This window comes from Streptomyces ureilyticus, assembly GCF_011045025.1.
Classification (GTDB): Bacteria; Actinomycetota; Actinomycetes; order Streptomycetales; family Streptomycetaceae; genus Streptomyces; species Streptomyces ureilyticus.
In genome coordinates this window covers 1-12,692 of sequence record NZ_JAAKZX010000246.1, presented here as the reverse complement: position 1 = coordinate 12,692, position 12,692 = coordinate 1, and the positions used below count along the sequence as shown (strand labels likewise).

The window sequence follows — 12,692 nt, the reverse complement described above, 5'->3', positions numbered from 1 at the left end:
CCCAGGAACGGGCCGCGAACGGGCTGGGGAAGGTCACACCATGACGATCAGAGCCGTGGTCTGGGATGTGGACGACACGATCTTCGACTACACCACGGCCGACCGCGCCGGAATGCGCGGACATCTGGCGGCGGAGGGCCTGCTCGAGGGTTACGCCTCCGTGGAACAGGCGCTCGGCCGATGGCGGAAGATCACGGATCAGCAGTGGGCCAGGTTCGCGGCCGGCGAGGCCTCCTTCGAGGGCCAGCGGCGCGACCGAGTGCGGGTCTTCCTGGGCGAGGAACTGACCGACACCGAGGCCGACGCCTGGTTCCAGCGGTACATCACCCACTACGAAGCCGCCTGGGAGCTCTTCCCGGACGTGCTGCCCGCACTCGACACCCTCGCCGCCAGCCACCGACACGCCGTCCTGTCCAACTCCAGCCTCCACGTCCAGGACCGCAAACTCCGCGTTCTTGGCGTACATGACCGCTTCGAGACGGTGCTGTGCGCAGCCGAGCTGGGCGTCTCCAAACCGGAGGCCCGCGCCTTCCACGCCGCCTGCGAGGCACTGTCGCTGCCCCCGTACCAGGTGGCGTACATCGGCGATCACCCGGAGATCGACGGCCAAGGCGCGGCCGGCGCGGGCCTCTTCTCGGTCTGGATCGACCGCACGGGCGTGAGCGCGGTCACCGGCCCGCGCCCGGGCACCGGCGCCGAGACCGTTCCGGATCAGCCCGCCGGCCTGCGCCGCATCACTTCTCTGGCCGAACTCCCCGCACTCCTTGCGGCCGATACCCGTTTTGGAGCGCCGTCCACCTTCGGGTAATGTTCTTCCTGCGCCACCGCGAGCGGGCCGACAGGCCGGAACCGGGAAGCGCAAGCTAAGACAAGATCCCCGCCGGGGGTTGCGTTTCAGTGGCCTATGGTGTAATTGGCAGCACGACTGATTCTGGTTCAGTTAGTCTAGGTTCGAGTCCTGGTAGGCCAGCTCGCAGAGCTCATCTGCAATTGCCCCCGTTGTGTAGCGGCCTAGCACGCCGCCCTCTCAAGGCGGTAGCGCCGGTTCGAATCCGGTCGGGGGTACAGATCCTTCCCAGGGAAGCAGTCCGGGTCGCGCCCACTGCTTCTCATGCAGGATCGCTAGGGCCCCCGTTGTGTAGCGGCCTAGCACGCCGCCCTCTCAAGGCGGTAGCGCCGGTTCGAATCCGGTCGGGGGTACGAACTGGTCTAAACCATATTGGTCTATGGTGTAATTGGCAGCACGACTGATTCTGGTTCAGTTAGTCTAGGTTCGAGTCCTGGTAGACCAGCTCGGATCTGCGGCGGTGTAAATCAAACGCTTGCAAGATCCTCGCCCCCGTTGTGTAGCGGCCTAGCACGCCGCCCTCTCAAGGCGGTAGCGCCGGTTCGAATCCGGTCGGGGGTACGTGACGAAGAAGCCCTCCCCAGCAGGGGAGGGCTTCTTCGCGTTCATTCTGCGAGCCGAATTGAGCTGAGTTGAACGGCGGGACAACCTCAACTCCAGCCGATCGCTGCGGCGTTGAAGCGACCGGTCGGATCGACTCGGGATCAGCCGGTGCGGCGCAGCGCCTCCGAGAGGCGGGCCGCCGCGTCGATGACGGCCTGGGCGTGCATCCGGCCCGGGTGCCGGGTCAGGCGCTCGATCGGCCCGGAGACCGAGACGGCGGCCACCACCCGGTTCGAGGGCCCGCGCACCGGCGCCGAGACGGACGCGACGCCCGGCTCGCGCTCGCCGATCGACTGGGCCCAGCCCCGGCGCCGTACGCCCGACAGTGCCGTCGCCGTGAAGCGGGCGCCCTGCAGGCCACGGTGCAGGCGTTCCGGCTCCTCCCAGGCCATCAGGATCTGGGCCGAGGAGCCCGCCTTCATGGTGAGCGTCGAGCCGACCGGAACCGTGTCCCTGAGACCCGACAGACGCTCCGCCGCGGCGACGCAGATACGCATGTCGCCCTGGCGGCGGTAGAGCTGCGCGCTCTCGCCCGTGACGTCACGGAGGTGTGTGAGGACCGGCCCCGCGGTGGCGAGGAGACGGTCCTCGCCCGCCGCCGCGGCCAGCTCGGCCAGCCGCGGGCCGAGAATGAAACGGCCCTGCATGTCCCGCGCCACCATGCGGTGGTGCTCAAGTGCCACGGCGAGGCGATGTGCCGTGGGTCGTGCCAGTCCGGTCGCCGCGACCAGGCCCGCGAGGGTGGCCGGACCGGACTCCAGGGCGCTCAGGACAAGGGCTGCCTTGTCCAGAACGCCGACGCCGCTACTGTTGTCCATGCAACGATACTCGCGTCTCACTCTGTGAAACGCAAGTTCAATTTTCCGTGGAACGCGCCACCCTGTACATACAACGGCCCGTAGACCAGCGGGCCCGGCGGCAGACGTCCGGTGCGGGGGTGACGGACGCGGCCATCCCGAAGTCTCTAGTTGGGCCGGCGCCATACAGGCCGGCCGGAGGGAAAGCGATGGGTAGGACACTCGCGGAGAAGGTCTGGGACGACCATGTCGTCCGGCGCGCGGAGGGCGAGCCCGACCTTCTCTTCATCGATCTGCACCTGCTGCACGAGGTGACCAGCCCGCAGGCCTTCGACGGCCTCCGCAAGAGCGGCCGTACGGTGCGTCGCCTCGACCTCACCATCGCGACCGAGGATCACAACACCCCGACCCTCGACATCGACAAGCCCATCGCGGACCCGGTCTCGCGCGTCCAGCTGGAGACACTGCGCAAGAACTGCGCCGAGTTCGGCGTACGTCTGCACCCGCTCGGCGACGTCGAGCAGGGCGTCGTCCACGTCGTGGGACCCCAGCTGGGGCTGACGCAGCCCGGCATGACCGTGGTCTGCGGCGACTCGCACACCTCCACGCACGGCGCCTTCGGCGCGCTGGCGTTCGGCATCGGCACCTCTCAGGTCGAGCATGTGCTGGCCACCCAGACGCTGCCGCTGGCCCGCCCGAAGACCATGGCCATCACGGTCGACGGTGAACTGCCCGAGGATGTCACGGCCAAGGACCTGATCCTGGCGATCATCGCCAAGATCGGTACAGGCGGTGGCCAGGGCTACATCCTGGAGTACCGCGGCTCCGCCATCGAGAAGCTCTCGATGGAGGCCCGGATGACCATCTGCAACATGTCGATCGAGGCCGGGGCCCGCGCGGGCATGATCGCCCCCGACGAGACGACCTTCGAGTACATCAAGGGCCGCGCCCACGCCCCCGAGGGCGAGGACTGGGACGCCGCCGTCGCGTACTGGAAGACCTTGAAGTCGGACGGGGACGCGGAGTTCGACGCCGAGGTCGTCATCGACGCCGCCTCGCTCGCGCCGTTCGTCACCTGGGGCACCAACCCCGGTCAGGGCTCGCCGCTTTCGGCGTCCGTCCCCGATCCTGCTTCGTACGAGGACGCTTCGGAGCGCCATGCCGCCGAAAAGGCCCTGGAATACATGGGGTTGACCGCCGGGCAGCCGCTGCGCGACATCAAGGTCGACACCGTCTTCGTAGGCTCCTGCACCAACGGCCGTATCGAGGACCTGCGCGCGGCCGCCGCGATCGTCGGGGGCCGCAAAGTCGCCGACGGCGTACGGATGCTGGTCGTTCCGGGCTCGGCGCGCGTGGGGCTGCAGGCCGTCGAGGAGGGACTGGACCTCGTCTTCAAGGAGGCCGGCGCCGAATGGCGGCACGCGGGCTGCTCGATGTGCCTGGGCATGAACCCCGACCAGCTGGCCCCCGGTGAGCGCTCCGCGTCCACCTCCAACCGCAACTTCGAAGGCAGGCAGGGCAAGGGCGGCCGTACGCACCTGGTCTCGCCGCAGGTCGCCGCCGCCACCGCCGTGCTCGGCCACCTGGCGTCCCCCGCCGACCTGAACGACCTGTCTGCCGTCCGTACGCCCGCTGGAGTCTGAGAACCATGGCCATGGAAGCATTCACCACGCACACCGGACGGGCCGTCCCGCTGCGCCGCAGCAACGTCGACACCGACCAGATCATCCCCGCCCACTGGCTCAAGAAGGTCACCAGGGACGGCTTCGAGGACGGGCTGTTCGAGGCCTGGCGCAAGGACTCGTCGTTCATCCTCAACCAGCCCGAGCGCCACGGTGCCACGGTCCTCGTCGCGGGTCCCGACTTCGGTACGGGCTCCTCGCGCGAGCACGCTGTGTGGGCGCTGCAGAACTACGGCTTCAAGGCCGTCATCTCCTCGCGCTTCGCGGACATCTTCCGCGGCAACTCGCTCAAGAACGGTCTGCTCACGGTCGTTCTGGAGCAGAAGATCGTGGACGCACTGTGGGAACTCACCGAGAAGGACCCCGAGGCCGAGGTCACTGTCGACCTTGAGGCGCGTGAGGTTCGCGCTGAGGGCATCACCGCCTCCTTCGACCTCGACGAGAACGCCCGCTGGCGGCTGCTGAACGGGCTCGACGACATCTCGATCACGCTTCAGAACGAGGCGGACATCGCCGAGTACGAGTCCAAGCGCCCCGCCTACAAGCCGCGTACGCTCCGAGTCTGAGCGGACGCCCGGAGGGTGAAGGGACGAACGGACCCGAGCCCGCAAGGCTGATTCCAGCCACCTCAACAGGCAGCAGTACCCCCAATCGTGGACGATTGGGGGTACTGCTGTGTGTGCCGGAGGGCGAGGTCAGCGGCCGGTTCTGAATGGCTTCAACTCCCCTTGTTTCAAAGGGGCTTGTTGGGGTAACCGAGCCTTGGCACAGCCTTGCGCTGAGGAGTGCGGGAAGCGCCTGCGCGGCGGCAGTTGACCCTGCGCAGGCGACAACTCGCCCCAGATGGCACAATCTGTGCATGGAACACGACGGCCAACTCGAGCTCTATACGGCGGTCGCGTCCCAACTCAAGGAAGCGCACGCAAGGGTGCGCGCACTGCAAGTCCCGGAGGGCGTACGGATGGCGCTGACCCGGAAGCTGCTGGTCATTACGGCCGTGGCCAAACACGATCTCGCCGATGCGACGAGGCGTCTGGAGCGGTTCACCGCGGACCTCGATGAGGGGCGATTCCCCGAAGAAGGTCTCTGAGGAACTCCGCGACAGTCCTGGTTCGTTGCGGCACTAGGGTGATTAGCCCGTTTCGTGTTTGATTTGCGGTATATATCTGCCTAACGTGCGAAAAAGCTTGAACACTTTCGTTCTGGCAATGTCTCCGAAGGGGAAGACGTGAACAAGGCGCAGCTCGTAGAAGCGATTGCGGACAAGGTCGGCGGGCGTCAGCAGGCCGCCGACGCGGTCGACGCCGTACTGGACGCCGTGGTCCGTGCGGTTGTCGCAGGGGAACGGGTCTCGGTCACGGGCTTCGGTTCCTTCGAGAAGGTCGATCGTCCGGCCCGCTACGCACGTAACCCTCAGACCGGGGAGCGTGTTCGGGTCAAGAAGACCTCCGTGCCGCGCTTCCGCGCGGGCCAGGGTTTCAAGGACCTGGTGAGCGGTTCGAAGAAGCTCCCCAAGCACGATGTGGCGGTCAAGAAGGCGCCCAAGGGCAGCCTGTCCGGAGGCGCTGCCGCCACGGTCAAGAAGGCGGCGGCCAAGAGGACCGCCGCCAAGAAGGCGGCGACGCCCGCCAAGAAGACCACGGCCAGGAAGACGACCGCCAAGAAGGCGGCGCCCGCCAAGGCCGCGGCCAAGAAGACCACCACCAAGAAGGCGGCGACCGGCAAGACTGCGGCTGCCAAGAAGACCGCCGCCAAGAAGGGGGCCGCCAAGAAGGCGCCCGCGAAGAAGTCGACGGCGCGCAAGACCACCGCCAAGAAGACCACCGCCCGCCGGTAGACAGGGCGCTGGGACACTCACGCGCCGGGCCGGGCTCCGCACGGAAGAGAGCCCGGCCCGCGGCGTATTCAGAGATCTTCGGGGGCAGGGCCGGCCCTGAAGGTCTTCAGGGCGTCTTCACGAGCGCTTCAAGAAGGGCTTCAGAGAGTCTGCAGCGTGACCAGAGTGATCCGGCGCGCGTCCCCCTCGCCCTCCGTCTCGATCCGCACCCGCTGCCCCGGCCTGAGCAGCCTGAGCCCGCCCGCCTCGAACGCCGGGCCGTCGAAGGGCACCGGGGTGCCGTCATCGAGCAGCACCTGACCGCTACGGGTCTCGGGGTCGTACGTGTACGCGGTCGCCTGCATGCAGCCCACCCTAGGCGACGTTCAGCGCCGCGACGGCCGCTGCCGTGCGCGGCCCCACGCGCAAGGCCAGAGCCGCTCGCAGGTCCTCGCCGGTGTCCACGTCCTGGCGTACGGAATCCACTGCGTCCAGGGGGAGTTCCACAGCCCCCGAGGCCCGATGGCGGGTGCGGGAATCCGGGCCGAACCTGGGGAGCAATTCACGGTCCGCGGACGCGGTCAGCAGAGTCGTGCCGGTTCCGGCGGCGTCCGCGAGAAAAGCGCGGGGGAATTCGGCTGCAGCGTCGAGGACGCGCGCCAATTCCAGGGGGCGCAGTGCGGGTAGATCCGCGTTCAGGGCCGCCAGAGGGCTTTCGGGGCTTTGGGAGCGTACGAGCGACGCCCCATGTGCGAGGGCGGCGTTCAGGCCGCCCGCGGGCTCGTCCGGGACGATCCGGGCGCCCAGCGCGGCCAGTTCGCGGCCGGCCAGCACGTCGTCCGTGACGACCGCCACATCGTGTACCGCGGCGCAGGCGAGGGCCGCCGCCACGGTGTCCTGCGCGAAGGCGAGGGCGAGCCCGGGGCGCAGTCCGTCGGCGGCGGTGTCCGAGAGCCTGCTCTTCGCCCGCGTGAGGGCTTTCAGGGGTATGACCAAGGTCCACTGCACCAGCGATCCGTCCCTCTCTTGTCGCGCCCATTGTGACCTGGACGATGAGGGAGACACCCTGGCGGGGCCCGTCCCCGGGCGTAACGTGTTCTCGACAGACCGTCGGCCTGGAGCGACACTTGTGCGGCCCCCACCAGGCCCTAGAGGAAGGTGTCCGCGTGCCCCGCCGCAGAATCGGCTTCTGGTACCGCTTCGCAGCGGTCCTCTGCAAACCACCGCTGGTGGTTCTGGTCAAGCGGGATTGGCGTGGAATGGAGAACATTCCGGCCGAGGGCGGATTTATCACCGCGGTGAACCACAATTCTCATGTGGATCCGTTCGCGTACGCGCATTATCAGTACAACACCGGGCGCGTTCCGCGTTTTCTGGCGAAGGCCGGGCTTTTCAAAAAGGGATTCATCGGGGCCGCGATGCGCGGCACCGGACAGATTCCCGTGTACCGCGAGAGCACCGACGCGCTGAGCGCCTTCCGGGCCGCAATCGACGCCGTGGAACGCGGGGAGTGCGTCGCCTTCTATCCGGAGGGCACCATTACGCGCGATCCCGGGCAGTGGCCGATGATCGGCAAGACCGGTGCCGCACGCGTCGCGCTGCAGACCAAGTGCCCGGTGATTCCGGTCGCCCAGTGGGGAGCCAACCTGCTGCTGCCGCCGTATGCGAAGAAACTCAACATCCTTCCCCGCAAGACCCATCACGTGCTCGCGGGCCCCCCGGTGGACCTGTCGCGCTTCTACGACAAGGAGATGACCCCCGAGCTCCTGAAGGAGGCCACCGAGGTCATCATGGCGGCGATCACCGCGCAGCTGGAGGTGATCCGCGCCGAGACGGCACCCAGGACGCCGTACGACCCGATACAGGTGCGCATCGAGCAGCGGCGCAGGGCGCGGGCCCACGAAACGCGGCCACACGAAAAGACAGAACAGGAAGAGGGGCACGGCAAGTGACGACATCCGGCAAGCCCGTCAGGGCGGCCGTCTTCGGGACCGGATCGTGGGGCACGGCCTTCGGCATGGTGCTCGCCGACGCCGGATGCGAGGTGACCCTGTGGGGACGGCGGGCCGAACTCGCCGAAGCGGTCAACTCCACGCGTACGAACCCCGACTACCTGCCGGGCATCGAACTCCCCGAGAACCTGCGCGCCACCACGGACGCGGCCGAGGCGGCCCGCGACGCGGACTTCATGGTGCTCGCCATCCCCTCGCAGACGCTACGCGGAAACCTCGCCGAGTGGACCGGGCTGCTCGCTCCCGGCACCGTCCTTGTCTCCCTCATGAAGGGCGTCGAACTCGGTTCCGCGATGCGGATGAGCGAGGTCATCGAGGACGTCGCCAAGGTCGGCGCGGACCGCGTAGCGGTGGTCACCGGACCCAACCTCGCCCGGGAGATCGCCGCCCGGATGCCGGCCGCCGCGGTGGTCGCGTGCAGCGACGAGACGGTGGCCCAGCGCCTCCAGGCCGCCTGCCACACGCCGTACTTCCGCCCGTACACCAACACCGACGTCGTCGGCTGCGAACTCGGCGGCGCCATCAAGAACGTGATCGGTCTCGCCGTCGGCATCGCGGACGGCATGGGGCTCGGCGACAACGCCAAGGGGTCGCTCATCACGCGCGGATTGGCGGAGACGACCCGCCTTGGCCTCGCGATGGGCGCCGACCCGCTGACGTTCTCCGGGCTCGCGGGCCTGGGTGACCTCGTGGCCACCTGTTCCTCACCGCTCTCGCGCAACCACACCTTCGGCACCAACCTCGGCAAGGGCATGACCCTTCAGGAGACCATCGCGGTCACCAAACAGACCGCCGAGGGCGTCAAGTCCTGTGAGTCCGTGCTGGATCTGGCCCACCGCCACGGCGTCGACATGCCCATCACGGAGATGGTCGTCGGCATCGTCCACGACGGCAAGCCGCCCGTGGTCGCCCTCAAGGAGCTGATGGCGCGCAGCGCCAAGCCGGAGCGGCACTGACACTCGGGAGCCCGGCGGGCGCTGACTCACCGCACTACCAACGGGTACTCTCAACGCGATATGAGCACCGAGAACCTCCCCCAGAGCCCTGGGCAGACGCCTCGTAAGCCGCGTGTGGCCATCGTGTTCGGCGGCCGCAGCTCCGAACACGGCATCTCTGTCGTCACCGCCGGCGCCGTCCTGCGCGCCATCGACCGGACGAAGTACGACGTCCTGCCGATCGGCATCACCCAGGACGGCCGCTGGGCGCTCACGGCGGACGAACCGGAGCGGATGGCCATCGCCGACCGGCGCCAGCCGAACGTCGAGCAGCTCACCGAGTCCGAAGAGGGCGGGGTGATCCTCCCCGTCGACCCCTCCAACCGCGAAGTCGTCTACAGCGAGCCAGGTTCGGTCCCCAAGGCGCTCGGCGAGGTCGACGTCGTCTTCCCGGTGCTGCACGGCCCGTACGGCGAGGACGGCACCCTCCAGGGCCTCCTGGAGCTGTCCGGTGTCCCGTACGTCGGCTCGGGTGTGCTCGCCTCGGCCGTCGGCCAGGACAAGGAGTACATGAAGCGGGTGTTCACCTCCTTCGGGCTGCCCGTCGGCCCGTACACGGTGATCCGCCCCCGCGAGTGGGAGCTCGACGAAGCGGGGGCCCGCAGGAAGATCGTTGACTTCGCGGGCGAGCACGGCTGGCCGCTCTTCGTGAAGCCCGCGCGCGCGGGGTCGTCGATCGGCATCACCAAGGTCGACGACCTGGGCGGCCTCGACGAAGCGATCGTGGCGGCTCAGCAGCACGACCCGAAGATCATCGTGGAGGCGCTGCTGCGGGGTCGCGAGATCGAGTGCGGGGTCCTGGAGTTCGAGGACGGGCCGCGTGCCTCGGTGCCCGCCGAGATTCCGCCGGTGCAGTCCCACGAGTTCTACGACTTCGAGGCGAAGTACATCGACTCCGCCCCCGGGATCGTGCCCGCGCCGCTCACCGACGAGCAGACCGCCGAGGTGCGGCGGCTGGCGGTCGCGGCCTTCGAGGCGGCGTCGTGCGAGGGTCTCGTACGCGCGGACTTCTTCCTCACCGAGGACGGCGAGTTCGTCATCAACGAGATCAACACGATGCCGGGCTTCACGCCCATCTCCATGTACCCGCGCATGTGGCAGGAGAGCGGGGTCAGCTACCCGGAGTTGGTGGACCGGTTGGTCCAGGCGGCGCTGCGGCGGTCAACGGGCCTGCGCTGAGCCCTGGCGGCCCACTTCGTAGAGTGCGATCTAGTTGGCGATCCCTTCGGGGATCGCCTTCTTGATGGGCTGCGCGAAGTCGACGAGCGGGCCCGCGCCCTTCGCGGCCTGCTCCTCGCTGAACCCGACCTCCACGTACGCCTCGCGCAGGCCCGTCGTGAAGACGTACGAGCCGTCGTCCTGTTCCTGTACGAGCCAGGCCACGCCGTTCACCTCGGTCGTGGACGCCTTCGGGTCGAGCATCTCGGCGGGCCGCTCCACGCCGCAGCGCAGTATGATCGCCGGGCCTCCCCAGCCCGCGGTCAGTGTGGACCGGGGCTCGGGATCCTCCCGGTCGAGACCGTCCACCTTCGGCGGCAGCCGTTCGTCCAGGTTCTGGCACAGCTTGGTGACCTTCGCGTCCGGGCTGGGAACCGCGGCCGACGCACTGTCGTCTGCGGAGGAGCAGCCTGTGGCGGAGATCAGCAGGGCGAGGGCGGGAAGACCGAACAGCCGGGAACGGAACAAGTTCACCGGCACAGGGTAGACGGGGGCTACAGGTGCACCACCGGGCAGGTCAGGGTACGGGTGATGCCGTCCACTTGCTGGACTTTCGCGACCACCATGCGGCCGAGATCATCAACGGTGTCGGCTTGGGCCCGCACGATCACGTCGTACGGTCCGGTCACGTCCTCGGCCTGGATCACCCCCGAAATCTTGCTGATCGTCTCAGCGACGGTCGACGCTTTGCCGACCTCCGTCTGGATCAGGATGTACGCCTGTACCACGGAACCTCCAGGGCGGCCACGAGGATCATGTGGGGAAAAGGAACGCCACGGTATCGCGTCGCCGCTCACCGCGGGGAGACCCGCGGGGGCCGATCTTGCACGCCGAGGCGTATGGACGACAGAAGTTGGCGGTCGACTCGACCGTACCCAGGTCATTGACGGCTCGCGACCGGGCAGCGGCAGAGACAGGCCGGGCAGCGGCAGTAACAGAAGGAGACGTACGACAATGAAGGGAACCGTGGGCGAGTTGGGGGAGTTCGGGCTCATCAGGGAGCTCACCTCACGGCTCACCACCACCCCGGCGGTACGCGTCGGGCCGGGCGACGACGCCGCCGTGGTGGCCGCCCCCGACCGCAGGGTCGTGGCGAGCACCGACATCCTCCTGGAGGGGCGGCACTTCCGCCGCGACTGGTCCACGGCATACGACGTCGGGCGCAAGGCGGCGGCGCAGAACCTCGCGGACATCGCCGCCATGGGCGCCGTACCCACCGCACTGCTGCTCGGCCTGGTCGTCCCGGCCGAACTCCCGGCCACCTGGCCCATCGAGCTGATGGACGGCCTGCGCGACGAGTGCCAGGTCGCGGGCGCGGCCGTGGTCGGTGGCGATGTCGTACGCGGCGAGACCATCACCGTCTCGATCACCGCACTCGGCGATCTGCGCAACCACGAGCCGGTCACCCGCGCGGGCGCCCAGCCCGGCGATGTCGTCGCCGTCACGGGCTGGCTGGGCTGGTCCGCGGCCGGCCACGCGGTGCTCTCGCGCGGCTTCCGCTCGCCGCGCGCCTTCGTCGAGGCCCACCGGCGGCCCGAACCGCCGTACCACGCGGGTCCCGCGGCCGCCGGGCTCGGCGCGACCTCGATGACGGACGTCAGCGACGGGCTGATCGCCGACCTCGGGCACATCGCGGAAGCCAGCAAGGTACGGATCGACATCCGCTCCGGCGCCGTCGACATCCCCTCGCAGATGAACGACATCGGACAGGCCGTCGGCGTCGATCCGCTCCAGTGGGTGCTCACCGGCGGCGAGGACCACGCGATCGTCGCCACCTTCCCCTCGGATGTGAAGCTGCCCGCCCGCTGGAAGGTGATCGGCGAGGTCCTCAACCCCTCGGCGCTGCCCCAGGTCACCGTCGACGGGGCGCCGTGGACCAGCAAGGGCGGCTGGGATCACTTCGGGGACATCGAGTCATGAGTGGCCTGAGTGTCAGGGGTACGGGTCTCGGGGGTGCTCCGCCGCGTGTGCTGACGGTCGCGGGTTCCGACTCCGGAGGAGGGGCCGGAATCCAGGCCGACCTGAAGACGATGCTCGCGCTCGGCGTGCACGGCATGAGCGTGCTCACGGCGGTCACCGCCCAGAACTCCCTTGGCGTGCAAGGCGCTTGGGAGCTTCCGGTGGAGGCGGTGCGGGCCCAGTACCGCAGCGTGGCCGACGACATCGGGGTGCAGGCGGTCAAGACCGGGATGCTGGCCTCGGCCGAACTCGTCGAGACCGTCGCCGAGTTGATCGGGGGCACGGACGCACCCGCCGTCGTCGACCCGGTCGGCGTCTCCAAGCACGGCGACTCCCTGCTGGCCGAAGACGCCCTGGATTCCGTACGCACGAAGCTGCTGCCCGTCGCCACCGTGGCCACCCCGAACCTCGACGAGGTCATCCAACTCACGGGCGTACGAGTCGAGTCGGAGGACGGGATGCGGCGAGCCGCGGCGGCCCTGCTCTCGTACGGGCCCCAGTGGGCGCTCATCAAGGGCGGCCATCTCGTCGGTGACGCCGTGGACTTCCTCACCGATGGCTCGGAGGAGCACTGGCTGCGCGCTCCCCGTCTCGACAACCGGCACACCCACGGCACCGGGTGCACCCTCGCCTCCGCGATCGCCTCGGGCTTGGCGAAGGGGCAGTCCGTGCCGGAGGCGGTGGAGGCGGCCAAGGAGTACGTCACCGGGGCGATCGCGGCGGGGTTCGCGCTGGGGGGCGGGATCGGGCCGGTGGATCATGG

15 protein-coding genes and 5 tRNA genes are annotated in these 12,692 nt (G+C 68.8%); 15 read left to right on the top strand and 5 right to left on the bottom strand.

From position 1 onward, the window contains the following. Nucleotides 1-40 precede the first annotated feature (40 nt). The 6 genes from G6048_RS41765 to G6048_RS41740 all read left to right on the top strand — a co-directional run bounded on the left by G6048_RS41765 (nucleotide 41) and on the right by G6048_RS41740 (nucleotide 1,408). On the top strand, nucleotides 41-808 hold the full coding sequence (locus tag G6048_RS41765; protein WP_165344828.1) for an HAD family hydrolase: 768 nt from the start codon (nucleotides 41-43) through the stop codon (nucleotides 806-808). 90 nt (nucleotides 809-898) lie between these two features. Further along, a tRNA-Gln gene (locus G6048_RS41760) sits at nucleotides 899-970 on the top strand. Between the two features lie 22 nt (nucleotides 971-992). After that, nucleotides 993-1,065, top strand: a tRNA-Glu gene (locus tag G6048_RS41755). Nucleotides 1,066-1,127: 62 nt separating this feature from the next. Continuing rightward, nucleotides 1,128-1,200 (top strand) — tRNA-Glu (locus G6048_RS41750). Nucleotides 1,201-1,220: 20 nt separating this feature from the next. Continuing rightward, nucleotides 1,221-1,292: transfer RNA gene (locus G6048_RS41745), tRNA-Gln, on the top strand. A 43-nt stretch (nucleotides 1,293-1,335) separates the two neighbouring features. Further along, nucleotides 1,336-1,408: transfer RNA gene (locus tag G6048_RS41740), tRNA-Glu, on the top strand. A 143-nt stretch (nucleotides 1,409-1,551) separates the two neighbouring features. Here G6048_RS41740 and ndgR read toward each other — a convergent pair. Further along, nucleotides 1,552-2,268, bottom strand: coding sequence for an IclR family transcriptional regulator NdgR (gene ndgR / locus G6048_RS41735; protein ID WP_015036427.1), 717 nt, complete (start codon nucleotides 2,266-2,268; stop codon nucleotides 1,552-1,554). 188 nt (nucleotides 2,269-2,456) lie between these two features. Here ndgR and leuC point away from each other — a divergent pair, with 188 nt between their 5' ends. The 4 genes from leuC (at nucleotide 2,457) to G6048_RS41715 (ending at nucleotide 5,766) form a co-directional block, all read left to right on the top strand. Further along, nucleotides 2,457-3,890 carry a 3-isopropylmalate dehydratase large subunit gene (gene leuC / locus G6048_RS41730; RefSeq protein ID WP_165344827.1) on the top strand — a complete coding sequence of 478 codons (1,434 nt, stop codon included), beginning with the start codon at nucleotides 2,457-2,459 and terminating at the stop codon, nucleotides 3,888-3,890. A gap of 11 nt (nucleotides 3,891-3,901) precedes the next feature. Beyond that, nucleotides 3,902-4,495 carry a 3-isopropylmalate dehydratase small subunit gene (gene leuD, locus G6048_RS41725; RefSeq protein ID WP_165344830.1) on the top strand — a complete coding sequence of 198 codons (594 nt, stop codon included), beginning with the start codon at nucleotides 3,902-3,904 and terminating at the stop codon, nucleotides 4,493-4,495. Nucleotides 4,496-4,788: 293 nt separating this feature from the next. Next, the gene (locus tag G6048_RS41720) at nucleotides 4,789-5,019 is read left to right on the top strand and encodes an SCO5555 family protein (protein WP_165258546.1); all 231 of its coding nucleotides are present in this window, start codon (nucleotides 4,789-4,791) and stop codon (nucleotides 5,017-5,019) included. A gap of 138 nt (nucleotides 5,020-5,157) precedes the next feature. Further along, nucleotides 5,158-5,766 carry an HU family DNA-binding protein gene (locus G6048_RS41715; protein WP_165344826.1) on the top strand — a complete coding sequence of 203 codons (609 nt, stop codon included), beginning with the start codon at nucleotides 5,158-5,160 and terminating at the stop codon, nucleotides 5,764-5,766. Between the two features lie 140 nt (nucleotides 5,767-5,906). Here the strand turns inward: G6048_RS41715 and G6048_RS50475 are convergent, their stop codons facing one another. Together G6048_RS50475 and cofC are read right to left on the bottom strand one after the other, a co-directional pair. Further along, the gene (locus G6048_RS50475; RefSeq protein ID WP_235990986.1) at nucleotides 5,907-6,110 is read right to left on the bottom strand and encodes a hypothetical protein; all 204 of its coding nucleotides are present in this window, start codon (nucleotides 6,108-6,110) and stop codon (nucleotides 5,907-5,909) included. A gap of 10 nt (nucleotides 6,111-6,120) precedes the next feature. Beyond that, the gene (gene cofC, locus G6048_RS41710) at nucleotides 6,121-6,753 is read right to left on the bottom strand and encodes a 2-phospho-L-lactate guanylyltransferase (protein ID WP_328828523.1); all 633 of its coding nucleotides are present in this window, start codon (nucleotides 6,751-6,753) and stop codon (nucleotides 6,121-6,123) included. 158 nt (nucleotides 6,754-6,911) lie between these two features. On the opposite strand from cofC, the gene G6048_RS41705 reads away from it, so the two are divergent. From G6048_RS41705 to G6048_RS41695, 3 genes are read left to right on the top strand one after another with little or no spacing between them, the layout of a single operon-like run. After that, nucleotides 6,912-7,697: a lysophospholipid acyltransferase family protein gene (locus G6048_RS41705; protein ID WP_165344825.1), complete on the top strand. Its 786-nt coding sequence runs from the start codon at nucleotides 6,912-6,914 to the stop codon at nucleotides 7,695-7,697. Next, nucleotides 7,694-8,713, top strand: coding sequence for an NAD(P)H-dependent glycerol-3-phosphate dehydrogenase (locus G6048_RS41700; protein WP_328828521.1), 1,020 nt, complete (start codon nucleotides 7,694-7,696; stop codon nucleotides 8,711-8,713). Before G6048_RS41705 ends, G6048_RS41700 begins: the two co-directional genes overlap by 4 nt. Nucleotides 8,714-8,773: 60 nt before the next feature. Beyond that, nucleotides 8,774-9,931 (top strand): D-alanine--D-alanine ligase family protein, encoded by a 1,158-nt coding sequence (locus G6048_RS41695; protein WP_165344824.1) that lies wholly within the window; start codon nucleotides 8,774-8,776, stop codon nucleotides 9,929-9,931. A gap of 30 nt (nucleotides 9,932-9,961) precedes the next feature. On the opposite strand, the gene G6048_RS41690 is transcribed toward G6048_RS41695, so the two are convergent. After that, the gene (locus tag G6048_RS41690; RefSeq protein ID WP_165344823.1) at nucleotides 9,962-10,444 is read right to left on the bottom strand and encodes a DUF3515 domain-containing protein; all 483 of its coding nucleotides are present in this window, start codon (nucleotides 10,442-10,444) and stop codon (nucleotides 9,962-9,964) included. 20 nt (nucleotides 10,445-10,464) lie between these two features. Further along, on the bottom strand, nucleotides 10,465-10,698 hold the full coding sequence (locus G6048_RS41685; protein WP_165258562.1) for an Lrp/AsnC ligand binding domain-containing protein: 234 nt from the start codon (nucleotides 10,696-10,698) through the stop codon (nucleotides 10,465-10,467). Between the two features lie 226 nt (nucleotides 10,699-10,924). On the opposite strand from G6048_RS41685, the gene G6048_RS41680 reads away from it, so the two are divergent. Next, nucleotides 10,925-11,890, top strand: coding sequence for a thiamine-phosphate kinase (locus G6048_RS41680; RefSeq protein WP_165344822.1), 966 nt, complete (start codon nucleotides 10,925-10,927; stop codon nucleotides 11,888-11,890). Beyond that, on the top strand, nucleotides 11,887-12,692 hold an 806-nt coding region (gene thiD / locus G6048_RS41675), incomplete at its 3' end, for a bifunctional hydroxymethylpyrimidine kinase/phosphomethylpyrimidine kinase (RefSeq protein WP_165344821.1). The genes G6048_RS41680 and thiD, both read left to right, overlap by 4 nt.

Bases quoted from the DNA above. Each gene is read 5' to 3' on its own strand.
- G6048_RS41765 (WP_165344828.1), top strand. From the start codon at position 41: ATGACGATCAGAGCCGTGGTCTGGGATGTGGACGACACGATCTTCGAC.
- ndgR (WP_015036427.1), bottom strand. From the start codon at position 2,268: ATGGACAACAGTAGCGGCGTCGGCGTTCTGGACAAGGCAGCCCTTGTC.
- leuC (WP_165344827.1), top strand. From the start codon at position 2,457: ATGGGTAGGACACTCGCGGAGAAGGTCTGGGACGACCATGTCGTCCGG.
- leuD (WP_165344830.1), top strand. From the start codon at position 3,902: ATGGAAGCATTCACCACGCACACCGGACGGGCCGTCCCGCTGCGCCGC.
- G6048_RS41720 (WP_165258546.1), top strand. From the start codon at position 4,789: ATGGAACACGACGGCCAACTCGAGCTCTATACGGCGGTCGCGTCCCAA.
- G6048_RS50475 (WP_235990986.1), bottom strand. From the start codon at position 6,110: ATGCAGGCGACCGCGTACACGTACGACCCCGAGACCCGTAGCGGTCAG.
- G6048_RS41695 (WP_165344824.1), top strand. From the start codon at position 8,774: ATGAGCACCGAGAACCTCCCCCAGAGCCCTGGGCAGACGCCTCGTAAG.
- G6048_RS41680 (WP_165344822.1), top strand. From the start codon at position 10,925: ATGAAGGGAACCGTGGGCGAGTTGGGGGAGTTCGGGCTCATCAGGGAG.